We start from the raw sequence: 14,393 nt of genomic DNA, 5'->3' as shown, positions 1-14,393 counted from the left end.
ATCGCGAAAATCGGACGCCGCGACGATACCGTTTGTACACAAACGTGCAAGCCGTGCATGCCGCACTGCAGCGCGGCTGCCTTCTTTGTGGACAGTGCGGATAGGCAAATGAGGTTTTATGCGGCAGTGGCATCTTTTGCGCTGCACCGCCGCTTGACAGCCCCGGGGCAGCGCGCGCAACATCGTTCGTATACGAATGATAACTGCGATGTCCGCCGGCTCCGACATGGTGACAGAAACGACGAGCGCCGTCATCGACAAGATCCGCTGCGATGCTTGTCCGGTGATGTGCTACATCAAGCCGGGCGCGGCGGGGGCCTGCGATCGCTATGCCAATCACGACGGCAAGCTGGTCCGCGTCGATCCGCACGTCATCCTGGAGCGCACCGTCTCTCATGGCGGCAAGCTCGTCCCGTTCAGCCGCACCGAGGACTGGGACGGCAAGATCGTCCATGAGCCCTCGACTTTCGTGACGGCGATCGGCGCAGGCACGACCTATCCCGACTACAAGCCGGCGCCGTTCATCGTCTCTGCGGAGGTCGACGGCGTCGACATGGTCACTGTCGTCACCGAGGGCATCTTCTCCTATTGCGGCATCAAGGTGAAGATCGATACCGACCGCTATCTCGGCCCGGAGACCGCGACCGTGCGCGCGCAGGGCGAGGCGGTCGGCCACGTCACGACCAGCGAATACGGCTCGCAGATGCTCTCGCTCGGCGGCGTGCATCATCTCACCGGCGGCTCCAAGAAGGAGGGCCGCGTCACCTGCGACACGCTCATGGACCTCGCCAATTGCAAGGCGGTCGAGTTCACCATCGACGGCGGCGCCACCGTGGTGGTGCAGGCCGGGCAGCCGCCGATCGTCAACGGCGTGAAGGAAGAGCGCATGCGCGTCGGCTGCGGCTCGGCGACGATCGGCATGTTCGCCAAGCAATGGCACGGCAAGGTGGACGAAGTCGTCGTGGTCGACGACCACATCACCGGCGTGCTCTCGGAGCATCAGGCCGGCAAGCTGCTCGACATCGCCGACACCGGCATCAAGATGAAGGGGCGGCGCTCGACGCCGGGCCGCTATTTCCAGGTCGCCGATCCCGGCACCGGCTGGGGCGGCACCAACATCTCCGATCCGCTGGCGATCCTCGGCCCGTTCGATCCCAAGGAAGCCAAGCCCGGCCTGACCATGCTGATGGTCTCCACCACCGGCGAGCATTCGTCCTATTACGTGCTCGATGAGGCCTTGAAGCCGGTCGAGACCGAGATGCCGGACGATTTGAAGTTTTCGGTCGAGCGCATCCAGGAAAATTGCGAGCCCGCCTTGTGCACGGTGTTGTTCATGGCGGGCGCGGGCGGTTCACTGCGGGCTGGCGTCACCGACAATCCCGTGCGTTTGACTCGCTCGGTGAAGGACGCGCTGACGCGCGTCACCAGCGGCGGCGCGCCGGTCTATGTCTGGCCCGGCGGCGGCATCACTTATATGGTCGATGTGACGCAGATGCCGTCAGGCGCGTTCGGCTATGTGCCGACACCGGCCCTGGTCGCGCCGATCGAGTTCACGATGAAGCTGTCCGATTATGCCGCGCTTGGCGGACACATGGATTATGTGAAGCCGCTCTCCGAGGTGCAGAGCGGCGACGATGTCCGCCAATTGCCCTGGCAGAACCCGATTCCGGGGCCTCGCACATGATCAGGCGCCCGCAAATCGCATTGCTGTCTGATGGCCGGCGGCTGCATTTGCAGGATGGACCGATCGATCTGATCGTGGAGGCGAGGGGACGTACGGATGCGGTGCGGGTCGCCTATGAGGCTGCGGCGCTGCGGTTCACCGGATTGCTCGACGAGCTTTGCGCGGAATTGCCAGGGCTGCGTACGGCGGTCGGGGAGAAGACCTCGCTGAAGGGCGTTGTCGCCCGCCGCATGCACGCTGCTGTCGCGCCTTATGCCGCCGATTGCTTCATCACACCGATGGCGGCCGTTGCCGGCAGCGTCGCGGAGGAGATTCTGGCCGCGATGCTGCGCGCTGCACCGCTCGATCGGGTTTACGTCAACAATGGCGGCGACATCGCGCTGCATCTCGGCAAGGGTGAGCATTTTTCGGTCGGCCTGATGGATCGTCCCGACCACGACGGCGTGATGCGGAGGATGCGGATCGATGCGGACGATCCGGTGCGGGGCGTCGCGACCAGCGGTCGGCACGGCCGCAGCTTTTCGCTCGGGATCGCCGATGCCGTGACCGTGCTGGCCGCAACCGCTTCGCAGGCCGATGCGGCCGCGACCGTGATCGCCAATGCCGTCGATCTGCCCAGGCATCCCGCAATCATCCGACAGCCTGCGAACGAGCTTCAGCCCGACAGCGATCTGGGCGCGCGCCTCGTGACGCGCGGTGTCGGCGAGCTGTCTCACGATGAGATCGCCGCCGCGCTTGAATCTGGCGCGGAATGTGCACGGCAATTGTTCGATCGCAGACTGATCGAAGGTGCCGTGCTGCGGCTTTGTGGTGATATGCTTGTCATCGGAACAAAGGATATAGAAGAGCAACGATCGCGCCCGCGTGTGCTGGAGAACGCGGTCCATGCCTGAACAGGGAAGCGAAACATGAGCGCGATCATCCGCAAGATCGTCACCGTCGTCGAAGAGACGCAGATGGAGATGGGACGCCAGGTGTCGCCGCCGACCCGGCGTGCCGCCGCGATCGCCGTGATCGAGAATCCTTTCGCCGGAAAATATGTCGAGGATCTTTCGCCGCTGATCGCGATCGGCGAGGAGCTGGGCGAGCTCCTGTCGAAGCGCGCGGTGGCGGCGCTCGGTATCGATGGTGCCAAGGCACACAGCTACGGCAAGGCCGCGGCCGTCGGCGAGAACGGCGAGCTGGAGCACGCCGCCGCAATCCTCCACCCCAAGATGGGCGCGCCGGTGCGTAAAGTTCTGGGCAAAGGCGCGGCGCTGATTCCCTCCTCGAAGAAGCGCAGCGGTCCGGGCACGACGCTGGACATTCCGCTCGGGCACAAGGACGCGGCCTTCGTGCGCAGTCATTTCGACGGCATGGAAGTGCAGATCAACGACGCGCCGCGTGCCAACGAGATCATGGTCGCGGTCGCCGTCACCGACAGCGGCCGTCCGCTGCCGCGCGTCGGCGGGCTGACGGTCGCGGAGATCAAGGGCGAAGACGGTCTGAGATAGAAGTCGTAGGCGAGTTCAAACTGGAGGTTGGGATGCGAGCAAGAAATACTATCGTCGGCGCGGCCTTCGCGCTTCTGGCAGGCGGCATGGCTCATTCGGCCCTGGCGCAGGACATCAAGATCGGCGAGATCAACAGCTATTCGCTGCTGCCGGCCTTCACCGAGCCCTATCGCAAGGGCTGGCAGCTTGCGGTCGAGGAAGTCAACGCGGCCGGCGGCATCAACGGCAAGAAGCTCGTCGTCATCTCCAAAGACGACGGCGGCAAGCCTGCGGACGCGCAGACCGCGGCCAACGAGCTCGTCTCGAGCGAGGGCGTCGCGATGCTCGCCGGCACTTTCCTGTCGAACATCGGTCTCGCGGTCTCTGACTTCGCCAACCAGAAGAAGGTGTTCTTCCTCGCGGCCGAGCCGCTCACGGACGCCATCACCTGGTCCAAGGGCAACAAGTACACGTTCCGCCTGCGTCCCTCCAACTACATGCAGGCGGCGATGCTGGTGGAAGCTGCCAGCAAGCTGCCGGCGAAACGCTGGGCGACGATTGCGCCGAACTACGAATATGGCCAGTCGGCGGTCGCGGTGTTCAAGAAGCTGATGTCGGAGAAGCGCCCCGACATCCAATGGGTCGACGAGCAATGGCCGCCGCAGGGCAAGATCGACGCCGGCCCGGTGGTGCAGGCGGTTGCCGCGGCAAATCCGGAAGCGATCCTCAACGTCACGTTCGGGGCCGACCTTGTCAAGCTCGTGCGCGAAGGCAATACCCGCGGCCTGTTCAAAGGACGCGAGGTTGTTTCCTTCCTGACCGGCGAGCCGGAATATCTCGACCCGCTCAAGGACGAGACGCCCGAGGGCTGGATCGTCACCGGCTATCCCTGGTACTCGATCAAGACGCCCGAGCATGATGCGTTCCTGAAGGCTTACCAGGCCAAGTACAACGATTATCCGCGTCTCGGCTCGATCGTCGGCTATCAGACGATCAAGGCGGCAGCGGCGATCCTTGCCAAGGCAGGCTCGACCGATCCGGAGAAGATGATCGCGGCGGCGGAGGGGCTGTCGATGCCCTCGCCGTTCGGCGAGATCACCTTCCGCAAGATCGACCACCAGTCGACGCTCGGTGCCTTCGTCGGCAAGACCGCCCTGAAGGACGGCAAGGGCGTGATGGTGGATTCGTCCTACAAGAAGGGCGCGGACTATCTGCCGAGCGATGCCGAAGTCGCGAAGCTGCGGCCGAAGGATTGAGTTCTTTCTCCCTCGCCCCGCTCTTCGCGGGGAGAGGGCTGGGGTGAGGGGCTCTCTCCACGCCCCGCGCTGGTGGAGAGAGCCCCTCACCCGAATTGCTCCGCAATTCGACCTCTCCCCGCAAGAGCGGGGAGAGGTGACTTCAAACCTAACCCGGACCGAAGATGGCCTTTTACGTCGTACAGTTTCTGACCGGTCTCGCCAGCGCAGCGTCGCTGTTCCTGGTGGCCTCGGGCCTGTCGATCATCTTCGGCGTGACCCGGATCGTGAATTTCGCGCATGGCGCCTTCTACATGATCGGCGCCTACATCGCCTTCACGTTGACCGAGCGCCTGTCCGGCGCGTTCGGCTTCTGGGGCGGCATCGTGCTGGCAGCTTTCGCGGTGGCGCTGATCGGCGTCATCGTCGAGATGGTGCTGCTCCGGCGCATCTATCATGCGCCCGAGCTGTTTCAGCTGCTCGCGACGTTCGGCCTGACCTTGATGGTCGAGGATCTCGTCGTGCTGATCTGGGGGCCCGACGATCTCGTCGGCCGCCGCGCACCGGGCTTCAGGGGCGCGATCGACTTTTTCGGCCAGAACATTCCGAGCTACGATCTGTTCCTGATCGTCCTTGGTCCCGTCGTGCTCGGCATTCTCTGGCTGCTGTTCCAGCGCACGCGCTGGGGCGTCTTGGTGCGCGCGGCGACGCAGGACCGCGACATGGTGGCTGCGCTCGGCGTCAACCAAAAGTGGCTGTTCACGAGCGTGTTCGCCGTCGGCGTCTTCCTCGCAGCGCTCGGCGGCGCGCTCCAGATCCCGCGCGATGCCGTGCACCACGCGATGGATCTGCGGATCATCGTCGAGGTCTTCGTCGTGGTCGTGATCGGCGGCCTCGGCAGCATCGTCGGCGCTTTCGTCGCGGCGGTGCTGGTCTCCGAGCTGAATGCCTTCGGCATTCTGATCTTCCCGAAGATCTCCATCATCCTGGTCTTCCTGGTGATGGCGGTGGTGCTGATCGTGCGTCCCTGGGGCCTGTTCGGCAAGCCGGAGGCGGCCGCGCGCAAGACGCCGGGCCTCACCGTCAATCCCTGGCGTCCGCTGACGTCGAACGAGCGGCTGATGGCGCTTGCGGCGCTGATCGTCGCAGCGATGCTGCCGCTGTTCGCCGGCAATTATCTGCTGACCGTGGGCTCGGAGATCGCGATCTTCGTGATCTTCGCCGTCAGCCTGCACTTCCTGATGTCGGTCGGCGGCCTCGCATCGTTCGGGCACGCCGCCTATTTCGGGCTCGGCGCCTATGGCATCGCCTTCCTCGCCAAGATGGCGGGACTGCCGATGATCGTCTGCCTGCTGCTCGGGCCGCTGCTCGGCTGCATGGGCGCGGCCGTGTTCGGCTTCTTCGCGGTGCAGCTCTCCGGCGTCTATTTCGCGATGCTGACGCTCGCCTTCGCGCAGATCGTCTGGTCGATCGCGTTCCAGTGGGTGGACGTGACCGGCGGCGACAACGGCATTCTCGGCCTCTGGCCATCGAGCTGGGCGGCAAGTCCGTCGCGCTTCTATTGGCTTTCGCTCGGCGTCGCGGCGCTGGTGACCGTCGCGCTGCGGGCCATGGTGTTCTCGCCGTTCGGCTACGCGCTTCGTGCGACGCGCGACTCGGTTCTGCGCAGTGAAGCCATCGGCATCGATGCCAAGCGCATCCAGTGGACCGCGTTCGTGATCGCCGGCACGACCGCCGGCATCGGCGGCGCCTTGTTCGCCTACCTGAAGGGCAGCGTCTTCCCCGACAATCTCGGCATTTCGCTCTCGGTCGACGCGCTGGTCATGGTGCTGCTCGGCGGCGTCGAGACGGTCTCGGGCGCGGTGATCGGCGCCATCGTCTACAAGGCTTTGAACATCTGGCTGGTGAGCCAGACCGATCTGTCGAAGCTCGTGCTCGGCGGCTTCATCATGCTGATCGTCGTCGTCTTCCCCAAGGGCATCGTCGGCACGCTGGAGATGCTGGCGCAGCGCCGCAAGAAAGCATCGCCGCCGGGATCACCTTTGCTTGCCAAGCCGATCGAGTCTGCCGAATGAGCGTCGCACCTCCACTTCTCGCGGTCGAAGGCCTGACCAAATCCTATGGCGGCATCCATGCCGTGCGCGGCGTCTCGTTCTCGCTGCGGGCCGGCGAGATCCTGGCGCTGATCGGGCCGAACGGCGCGGGAAAGAGCACCTGCTTCGACATGCTCAACGGCCAGAACATGCCTGACAGCGGGCACGTTCGCCTCCTCGGCGAGGAAATTACGGGCCGGAAGCCGCGTGAGGTCTGGCGGCTCGGGGTCGGACGCACATTCCAGATCACCGCGACCTTCGCCACCATGACCGTGCGCGAGAACGTGCAGGTTGCGCTGATCTCGCACGGCAAGCAGCTGTTCAACCTATTCGGCTCGGCGCCGAAGTTCGACCGCGCCGAGGCCGGCCGCCTGCTCGAGCTGGTCGGCATGGGCGGCTATGCGGACCGGCCCTGCGGCGAGCTTGCCTATGGCGATCTCAAGCGGCTCGAGCTTGCGGTTGCGCTCGCCAACCAGCCCAAGCTGCTGCTGATGGACGAGCCGACGGCCGGAATGGCACCGCGGGAGCGCGTCGAATTGATGCGGCTGACCGCGCGCATTGCCCGGGAAAAATCCATCGGCGTGCTCTTCACCGAGCACGACATGGACGTGGTGTTCGAGCATGCCGACCGCATCCTCGTACTCAACCGCGGGACGTTGATCGCGGAGGGCTCGCCGGCGGAAGTGCGCGGCAATCCCCAGGTGCAGGCGGTCTATCTCGGCGAGGGCCTGGTCTACGATTCCCGCCACCGCGAGGGAGCCTCCACATGAAGCTCACGGTGCAGGACCTCAACAGCCATTATGGTCCGGCGCATATCCTGTTCGACATCGGCTTCGAGGTCGGCGAGGGCGAGGTCGTGGCACTGCTGGGACGCAACGGCGCCGGCAAGTCGACGACGTTCCGCTCGATCGTCGGCCTCGTCGCGCAGCGCTCCGGCCGCATCACGTTCGAGGGCAAGGACGTCTCGTCGAAGCCGACACACGAGATCGTGCGCGGTGGTCTCGGCTACGTGCCGGAGGAGCGGCGCATCTTCACGGACCTGACCGTCGAGGAAAACCTCGAAGTCGGCCGCCAGCCGAAGCGTCCGAACGCGCCGCACTGGACGCGCGAAAAGCTGTTCGCGCTGTTTCCAAACCTGGGCGAAATGAAGAACCGCCCGGGCGGACGAATGAGCGGCGGCGAGCAACAGATGCTCACCATCGCGCGCACGCTGATGGGCAATCCCTCGCTGGTGCTGCTGGACGAGCCGTCGGAGGGCCTGTCGCCGAAGATCGTGGAGCAGATGGTTGATGCCATCCTGACCATGAAGAAGGAAGGCGTCAGCATCGTCGTCTCCGAGCAAAATCTGCATTTCGCGCGGCTGATTTCGGATCGCGCCTACATCATCGAGCGCGGCCGCATCTGCTTCGGCGGCACCATGGCCGAGCTCGACGCGCGCCCGGATATCCGTGACGCGCATCTGTCGTTGTGAGGCAAGGGGAAGGGCGGGAGACGGATGGCGAGAAGCGTCGCGGCAAAGAAGAGCGTCAAACCGGCCAAAGCGCTTAACAAGCCGCCTTACGTGCTCGACGAACAGGTCGGCTTCATCCTGCGCCAGGTCTGGCAGCGCCACAGCTCGATCTTCGCCCGCGACATCGGCACCAACCTGACGCCGACGCAATGGGCGGCGCTGTCGAAACTGGCCGAGACCGGCCCGTGCTCGCAGAACCAGCTCGGGCGCCTGACGGCGATGGACGTCGCGACCATCAAGGGCGTGATCGATCGTCTCACCGCGCGCGGCCTCACCGAGACGAGCCAGGATCCCGAGGACGGCCGCCGCCTGCTGGTGAGCCTGACCCGCGCCGGACAGCAGCTTGCCGAAAAACTCGCGCCGAACGCGCTGGCGATCACCCGCGAGACGCTGGCGCCGCTCGAGGCGAAAGAGCGCGAGACGCTGATGATGCTGCTCAACAAGCTTCGATGAAGGTGCCGTAGGGTGGGCAAAGCGAAGCGTGCCCACCATCCTTCGTTTAACGGCAAGATTGGTGGGCACGGCACTTCGCGCCTTTTGCCCACCCTACGGCAGTTGAACAAGGTGCAGGAACTGGCGACTAACCTTGATGAAGGGTTTATCGAGGTTTTGGTCATGAGAGTTGCGACGCGCTTTGCGGTTGTCTTGAGTCTTGGTGTCGTGCTCGCCGGCCAATGCGTTCCCGCCTTGGCGGCGCAGCCTTACGAAGGCTTCTGGGCCTCGACCAAAAAGGACTGTCGCGATGAGGACAGTCCCAACCGCATGAGCATCGAGGGCGGCAATCGCCTCTACTGGTACGAGACGCGGTGCCGCGCCAGCGAGATCACGGCCGACGGAAGGCTCGGCTGGAAAATGAAGCTGGCCTGCGAAGGCGAGGGCGAAAAATTTCGCTCCAATCCTCGCGTCTCCATCGCTACGGATGGCAGGCTGGTGATGGACAACGGGCCGGTTGGGCGGGCCAAGCGCCAGACCTATGTGCGCTGTGAGATTGCGAAGAAGCGCTGATCTCTTACGTCTTTCCCGGCCATTTGGCGCGGTAGCGGATTTCGCTGCCGTCACCAAGCCGCCGCCACGTTCCAAATTCCGGCGTATGCGGCGCCCGGGCCGTCAAATCGATCGGATAGATCCGGCTCGGCTGGCCCTGGATGTTGATGGCGAGCTGCCGGTGCGAGGTTCGAAACGCCAGCTCGACTTCGCCGGCGATAACGGCTTGGTCGCCGTCGCGATAGAATGCGGCCGGACTGACTTCGCCCGGCATGGTGTTGATGTCGGTTTGCAATTCGATGGTGATGCCCTGCGCCGATGTCGGCACTGTAACCCCTGCCGGAAAGCGCACCTCGAACACGAGCAGGGGATTGGCGCCGTTGCGGTTGAGCCAGGGCGTTGCGGTCGCGTATGCGTACGCAATGTAGGCGCCGAGGCCGGCGGTGCAGAGCAGGGCGACGATGCCGAGCGACTTCAAGCTGTTCCGCGTGACACCGCCGATGCCTGCGTCCTGCCCTGTATCTTTGCCTGGACGCGTCACGAGACAATTGGCGAGAACCGCGCCGGCGATCGCGCCCATGGGCGAGTAGACGAACAGTCCCAGCAGACCCGATGTGATCGGGTCCGCACGGTTGCCGAAATCGAGCAGAGAAAACAGCACAAAGATCGCGATATAGCCCGCCACCGCGCCAGCGACGCCCACGGCTATCCGTGATTGGTCCTTCATGTCTGCCTCGATGGTCGAACAATGAACTGCCGCCGCCGAGGGCTGCCCGCGTTAGACGCAACAGGCTTGCGACTTGTTCAATGCCTTCGAGGGACAATGCGGAGCGGCGGGCCGCTCCGGCTGCATCACTTCGCCACCACCTCCGGCACCTTGCCGGCCGGCGGCGTGTTGCGGCTGCGCTGGGTGCGGACGATGCCATCGATGATGGTCATGCCGATGCCGGGCAGGTCACCGAGTTGGACGCTCTCCAGGATGTTCTTGCCAGGCGAGTGCTGGGCCTTGTCCATGATGACGAAGTCGGCGGAGCGGCCGACCTCGATCAGGCCGCAGTCGAGCTGGCGCATCCGGGCGGTGTTGCCGGTGGCAAGGCAGAACGCGATCTCGGCCGGCAACTCGCCGAGCGAAGACAGCATCGAGACCATGCGCAGAATGCCGAGCGGCTGCACGCCGGAGCCGGCGGGCGCGTCGGTGCCGAGGATGACGCGGTGCAGGTCGCCCATCTCGCGCGCGGTGCGCAGCGTGAACAGGGCCGAGCGCTCATTGCCGTTGTGCACGAGCTCGAGGCCGCGCTTGCAGCCCTCGCAGATGCAGCGGATCTGGTCGTCGGGCAGGGCGGTGTGGCCGCCGTTGATGTGGCCGACCACGTCGGTGTCGGCCTCCAGCACCACGTCCTTGTCGATCAGGCCGGAGCCGGGGATCGACGGGCCGCCGGTGTGGATGGTGCTCTGGATGCCGTATTTGCGCGCCCAGCCGACCATTTTCCGCGCGGTCGGGCCGTCCTTGACGCCGCCGAGGCCGACCTCGCCGAGCAGCTTGACGCCGTTGGCGGCCATCTCCTTGAAGTCTTCTTCCACCATCTCGCATTCGATCACCGGCGCGCCGGCGTGAACCTTCACGCCGCCGGGGCGCAAGGTCCAGAATGCGCGCTGGGCGAACACGGCCATGGCCTTGAGGCCGACGACGTCGCGGGGACGGCCGGGCATGTGCACCTCGCCGGCGGAGATCATGGTGGTGACGCCGCCGTGCAGATAGCTGTCGATCCAGTTGATCTGGTTCTGCCGCGGCGTCCAGTCGCCGGCGACAGGGTGGACGTGGCTGTCGATCAGGCCCGGCGCCACTGTGGTGCCGTTGGCGTCGACGATGGTGGTGGCGCCTTCGGTGTTGACGTCCTTGAAGCGGCCGATCGCGCTGATCTTGCCGTTCTCGGCGACGATGGTGTCGCCGTCCAGAATCGGCTTTTCCAAAGCGCCGGACAGGATCAGGCCGATATTGCGGATCACCAGCTTCGAGGGTCCGGTGGCCTGGGGTGCGTCATGCGCCATGGAAGGGCTCCTTATTCCTAACTGCAACGCTTCCGATCTTGGGCAGCCTTGACCGCGGGATCAAGCCGGATTATTCATTAGTATACGAATGATCGTGTACAAACGACGCATAGCTGCCGGCCTCGGAACCGCAATCGACGCGACAGGGAAGGTGAGATGAGCAATTTCAATCAGGAAAGCGTTTTGAGCGTCCACCACTGGACGGACACGCTGTTCTCCTTCAAGACCACCCGCAGCCCGACCTTCCGCTTCCGTAACGGCGAATTCACCATGATCGGGCTCAAGGTGGGCGAGAAGCCGCTGCTGCGGGCCTACAGCGTCGCCAGCGCTAATTACGAGGACACGCTGGAGTTCTTCTCGATCAAGGTGCCTGATGGACCGCTGACTTCGCGCCTCCAGCACTTGAAGGAAGGCGACGAAATCATCGTCAGTCGCAAGGCCACTGGCACGCTGGTGATCGACAATCTCGAAGAGGGGCGCAACCTCTACCTCATCGGCACGGGCACGGGCCTTGCGCCGTTCCTGAGCGTGATCAAGGATCCCGAGACCTATGAGCGGTTCGAGAAGGTGGTGCTGCTGCACGGCTGCCGGCAAGTCAAGGAACTCGCCTATGGCGAGATGATCACCGAGCATCTGCCGAAGGACGAATTGCTCGGCGAGTACATCCAGAACCAGCTGATCTACTACCCGACCGTGACGCGCGATCCCTTCCGCAACCGCGGCCGCATCACCGACCTCATCACCTCAGGCAAGCTCTTCGCCGATATCGGCCTGCCGGTGCTGGAAGCCGCCCACGACCGCGTCATGATCTGCGGCAGCCCGGCGCTGGTGGCGGACACCCGCGTCCTCTTGGGCGAGCGCGGCTTCGTCGAGGGCAATCACGGCGAGCCGGCCCAGTTCGTGGTCGAGAAGGCGTTCGCCGAGCGCTGAAGCGTTTCTGAGCGAAGTGGATACCGGTTCGCGCCAAGAAAACGCGCCCAAATAAGAATCTAGAACCCCGTTGCGGGGCTCCAGATCCGGAATTTCTGCGCGAGAAGATCGCATTTTCGCCACCGCCGGGGCGTTGCGGCGCCGATTCGGCGCACGATACTATGTGGGACCGAATCAGCGGAGTTCCCACATGGTTGCGGACAGCGACAGCAACATCGCCTGGCACCGGGTTCAATTGAAGAAAAACCGCGCCGAGCTGAAGGCGCTGGAGACCGCGCGCTTCACGATGGGCGAGATCGCCACCTCGAAGCGTAACGGCCAGACGCAGAAGACGATCGCGGAACTCAAACGCAAGATCGCGCAGTCGGAGCGCGCGATCGCCGATCACGACAAACGTACGCGCCGTCCACTTGCAACGGACCTGCATAGCCTCAGCAATGGCAGCTGGAGCCATTGGGACGCCTACACCCAACAGCAGCGCAAGACCGGCCAGCGCTCCTCCGGGCGCGGATAGCCGCGGCTCGCCACGCCTGCGGCCGACGAGCAGACGCACTCTTGCGCCGGCTGCGTCGCGCACCATCTCGGTGATACGCCACCAATCGTTCCGGTGATCCCATGACAGTGCGCCTCGATTTCACCAGCGAGGCCTTCTTTCGCGATCCGCCCAAGGCGATCGCGAAATTGCGCATGTCCGCACCCGTGGTTGCGACGCGGTTTCCCATCATCGGCAATGTCTGGATCACCACGACCCATGACGCCACCGCGCAGGTCCTGAAGGACGGCGCGACCTTCACGTTGCGCAAGGAGGATGGCGATATCGCGGGCTTGCGCTGGTGGATGCCGAGGTTCGTCAGGACCATCGCCAACAACATGCTGACGATGGACGAGCCGGATCACACGCGGCTGCGCAGCATCGTGGACGAAGCGTTTCGCCGCCGCGCGATCGTCGCAATGGAGCCGCGCATCGGGCCATCGCTGACGGTCTCGCCGACGAGCTGTTTGCGGAGGAATGTCCGGCGGATCTGGTCGAGCGCTACGCGCGCATCCTGCCGCTCGCGGTGATCTCGGAGCTGCTCGGCCTGCCGCTGGCAGACCGTCCAAAGTTCATCGCCTGGGCGAACGCGATGACCTCGCTGACGAATGCCGTCAGCTTCTTGTCCCTGCTGTTCGCGGTGCGCAAGATGCGCGCCTACCTCGAGCAGCAGTTGCAGATCGCGCGTGTCCAGGGCGGCGAGGGCCTGATCGCCGAACTGGTTCAGGTCGAGCGTGAAGGCGGCCAGATCACGCCGGATGAAATGGTTTCCATGGTGTTTCTGTTGCTCGGGGCGGGATCGGAAACCACCACCCATCTCATCAGCGGTTCCGTCTACGAGCTGCTCAGGAATCCCGAGCTGCGCGATTGGCTGGAACAGGATTGGAGCCGTGTCGGGCTCGCCGTCGAGGAGTTCCTGCGCTTCGTCTCACCGGTGCAATTCTCCAAGCCGCGCTACGTGCGGCGCGATGTCGAGGTCGAGGGCGTGCGCCTGAAGAAGGGCGATCGCGTCATGGTGATGCTCGCCGCTGCGAACATGGATCCCGCGGTACATGATCGTCCCGAGACCCTCGATCTCGAACGCAAGCCGAACCGCCATATTTCGTTCGGCACGGGAATCCACTTCTGTCTCGGCCATCAGCTCGCGCGCATCGAGGCGGCCTGTGCGCTGGAGGCGCTGTTCGTGCGTTGGCCGAAATTGAGTCTTGCCGTTGATGCCGCTGAAATCCGCTGGCGCAGGCGGCCGGGCTTGCGCGCGATCGCGAAGCTTCCCGTCACGGCAGAGGGCCGCGGAACAGAGACGACTGCACGCAGCGGAACGAGGGGCGATCGTTCCCTCATCGCGACGAACTGACGTCGACGGCGCCCTTTCGGAAAATCTTTGCCTGTTGTGATCGGCCAGGAACGGTGTGCCGTTCGTGCTGTTGTCATCCCGACATGACGCGGAGGGGAGTTCCTTGAGGCGCATGTCGCAGATCGACGTCTTAACGGGAGACCAGATCATGGCCAGCAAGATGCCACCTGTTCCACCGGACAATCAGAGCCGCAAGGGAACCGGCGATCGCAAGCAAATGTCCGCCGATCAGATGCCACACGGTCAGGAGCGCGTACAGAATCCGGATCAGCAGGGACAGCAGGGCAACATCAAGCAGAACACGACCAACCAAGGCTATCAGCAAGATCGCTGAGGAGGACGACATTCATGTCGACATCCACGAAGACACCGAACAGCATTCGACAGGGCGGACCCGGCGCCTCGCATGAGAACGCGAAGGCACCGCTTCAGGTGAAGAAGCCGCCGGCGGACGATCCGCAGCGCAGCCACAGCCGGGTTTCCGGCGGCGGTGGCGAGCGCGATTCCCATCACACGCACGACGAGGCCGGAAAGGGCGGAGGCAGGTGAC

The 14,393-nt window shown here is 64.4% G+C and carries 15 protein-coding genes and 1 pseudogene; 14 read left to right on the top strand and 2 right to left on the bottom strand.

The genetic code is table 11. From position 1 onward, the window contains the following. Window positions 1–226 precede the first annotated feature (226 nt). The 9 genes from ABIA40_RS15055 (at window position 227) to ABIA40_RS15015 (ending at window position 8,999) form a co-directional block, all read left to right on the top strand. A complete protein-coding gene (locus ABIA40_RS15055) occupies window positions 227–1,684 on the top strand; it encodes a 6-hydroxynicotinate reductase (protein WP_271547280.1) in 1,458 nt (485 codons plus the stop codon). After that, window positions 1,681–2,577 carry a UPF0280 family protein gene (locus ABIA40_RS15050; RefSeq protein ID WP_404541778.1) on the top strand — a complete coding sequence of 299 codons (897 nt, stop codon included), beginning with the start codon at window positions 1,681–1,683 and terminating at the stop codon, window positions 2,575–2,577. The genes ABIA40_RS15055 and ABIA40_RS15050 overlap by 4 nt, the downstream gene beginning before the upstream one ends. Before the next feature lie 15 nt (window positions 2,578–2,592). Next, window positions 2,593–3,177: an amino acid synthesis family protein gene (locus tag ABIA40_RS15045; RefSeq protein ID WP_025035619.1), complete on the top strand. Its 585-nt coding sequence runs from the start codon at window positions 2,593–2,595 to the stop codon at window positions 3,175–3,177. A 32-nt stretch (window positions 3,178–3,209) separates the two neighbouring features. Continuing rightward, a complete protein-coding gene (locus tag ABIA40_RS15040) occupies window positions 3,210–4,412 on the top strand; it encodes an ABC transporter substrate-binding protein (RefSeq protein WP_157282295.1) in 1,203 nt (400 codons plus the stop codon). Between the two features lie 164 nt (window positions 4,413–4,576). Further along, the gene (locus ABIA40_RS15035; RefSeq protein WP_057028848.1) at window positions 4,577–6,466 is read left to right on the top strand and encodes an ABC transporter permease; all 1,890 of its coding nucleotides are present in this window, start codon (window positions 4,577–4,579) and stop codon (window positions 6,464–6,466) included. Further along, window positions 6,463–7,254 (top strand): ABC transporter ATP-binding protein, encoded by a 792-nt coding sequence (locus tag ABIA40_RS15030; protein WP_275500159.1) that lies wholly within the window; start codon window positions 6,463–6,465, stop codon window positions 7,252–7,254. The genes ABIA40_RS15035 and ABIA40_RS15030 overlap by 4 nt, the downstream gene beginning before the upstream one ends. Continuing rightward, window positions 7,251–7,955 (top strand): ABC transporter ATP-binding protein, encoded by a 705-nt coding sequence (locus ABIA40_RS15025; protein ID WP_036034395.1) that lies wholly within the window; start codon window positions 7,251–7,253, stop codon window positions 7,953–7,955. Before ABIA40_RS15030 ends, ABIA40_RS15025 begins: the two co-directional genes overlap by 4 nt. A gap of 24 nt (window positions 7,956–7,979) precedes the next feature. Continuing rightward, window positions 7,980–8,447 carry a MarR family winged helix-turn-helix transcriptional regulator gene (locus ABIA40_RS15020; protein ID WP_157282292.1) on the top strand — a complete coding sequence of 156 codons (468 nt, stop codon included), beginning with the start codon at window positions 7,980–7,982 and terminating at the stop codon, window positions 8,445–8,447. Between the two features lie 162 nt (window positions 8,448–8,609). Beyond that, window positions 8,610–8,999 carry a hypothetical protein gene (locus ABIA40_RS15015; RefSeq protein ID WP_404546246.1) on the top strand — a complete coding sequence of 130 codons (390 nt, stop codon included), beginning with the start codon at window positions 8,610–8,612 and terminating at the stop codon, window positions 8,997–8,999. A gap of 4 nt (window positions 9,000–9,003) precedes the next feature. Here the strand turns inward: ABIA40_RS15015 and ABIA40_RS15010 are convergent, their stop codons facing one another. Continuing rightward, window positions 9,004–9,705 (bottom strand): hypothetical protein, encoded by a 702-nt coding sequence (locus ABIA40_RS15010; RefSeq protein WP_404541773.1) that lies wholly within the window; start codon window positions 9,703–9,705, stop codon window positions 9,004–9,006. Between the two features lie 125 nt (window positions 9,706–9,830). Further along, a complete protein-coding gene (locus tag ABIA40_RS15005; protein ID WP_157282290.1) occupies window positions 9,831–11,027 on the bottom strand; it encodes an amidohydrolase family protein in 1,197 nt (398 codons plus the stop codon). Between the two features lie 156 nt (window positions 11,028–11,183). Between ABIA40_RS15005 and ABIA40_RS15000 the strand changes: the two genes are divergently transcribed. From ABIA40_RS15000 to ABIA40_RS14980, 5 genes and pseudogenes are all read left to right on the top strand, one after another. Continuing rightward, window positions 11,184–11,957 carry a ferredoxin--NADP reductase gene (locus ABIA40_RS15000; protein WP_157282289.1) on the top strand — a complete coding sequence of 258 codons (774 nt, stop codon included), beginning with the start codon at window positions 11,184–11,186 and terminating at the stop codon, window positions 11,955–11,957. 190 nt (window positions 11,958–12,147) lie between these two features. Continuing rightward, complete coding sequence (locus tag ABIA40_RS14995; RefSeq protein WP_128262257.1) at window positions 12,148–12,471, top strand: hypothetical protein; 324 nt, start codon at window positions 12,148–12,150, stop codon at window positions 12,469–12,471. A gap of 101 nt (window positions 12,472–12,572) precedes the next feature. Further along, window positions 12,573–13,843: pseudogene (locus tag ABIA40_RS14990) on the top strand (cytochrome P450). Between the two features lie 148 nt (window positions 13,844–13,991). Next, a complete protein-coding gene (locus ABIA40_RS14985) occupies window positions 13,992–14,177 on the top strand; it encodes a hypothetical protein (RefSeq protein WP_036001413.1) in 186 nt (61 codons plus the stop codon). 14 nt (window positions 14,178–14,191) lie between these two features. Next, on the top strand, window positions 14,192–14,392 hold the full coding sequence (locus ABIA40_RS14980; protein WP_036001325.1) for a hypothetical protein: 201 nt from the start codon (window positions 14,192–14,194) through the stop codon (window positions 14,390–14,392). Window position 14,393 lies beyond the last annotated feature (1 nt).

This window comes from Bradyrhizobium sp. USDA 223, assembly GCF_044909005.1.
Taxonomy (GTDB): Bacteria; Pseudomonadota; Alphaproteobacteria; order Rhizobiales; family Xanthobacteraceae; genus Bradyrhizobium; species Bradyrhizobium yuanmingense.
This window is presented reverse-complemented; position numbering and strand designations above follow the sequence as displayed.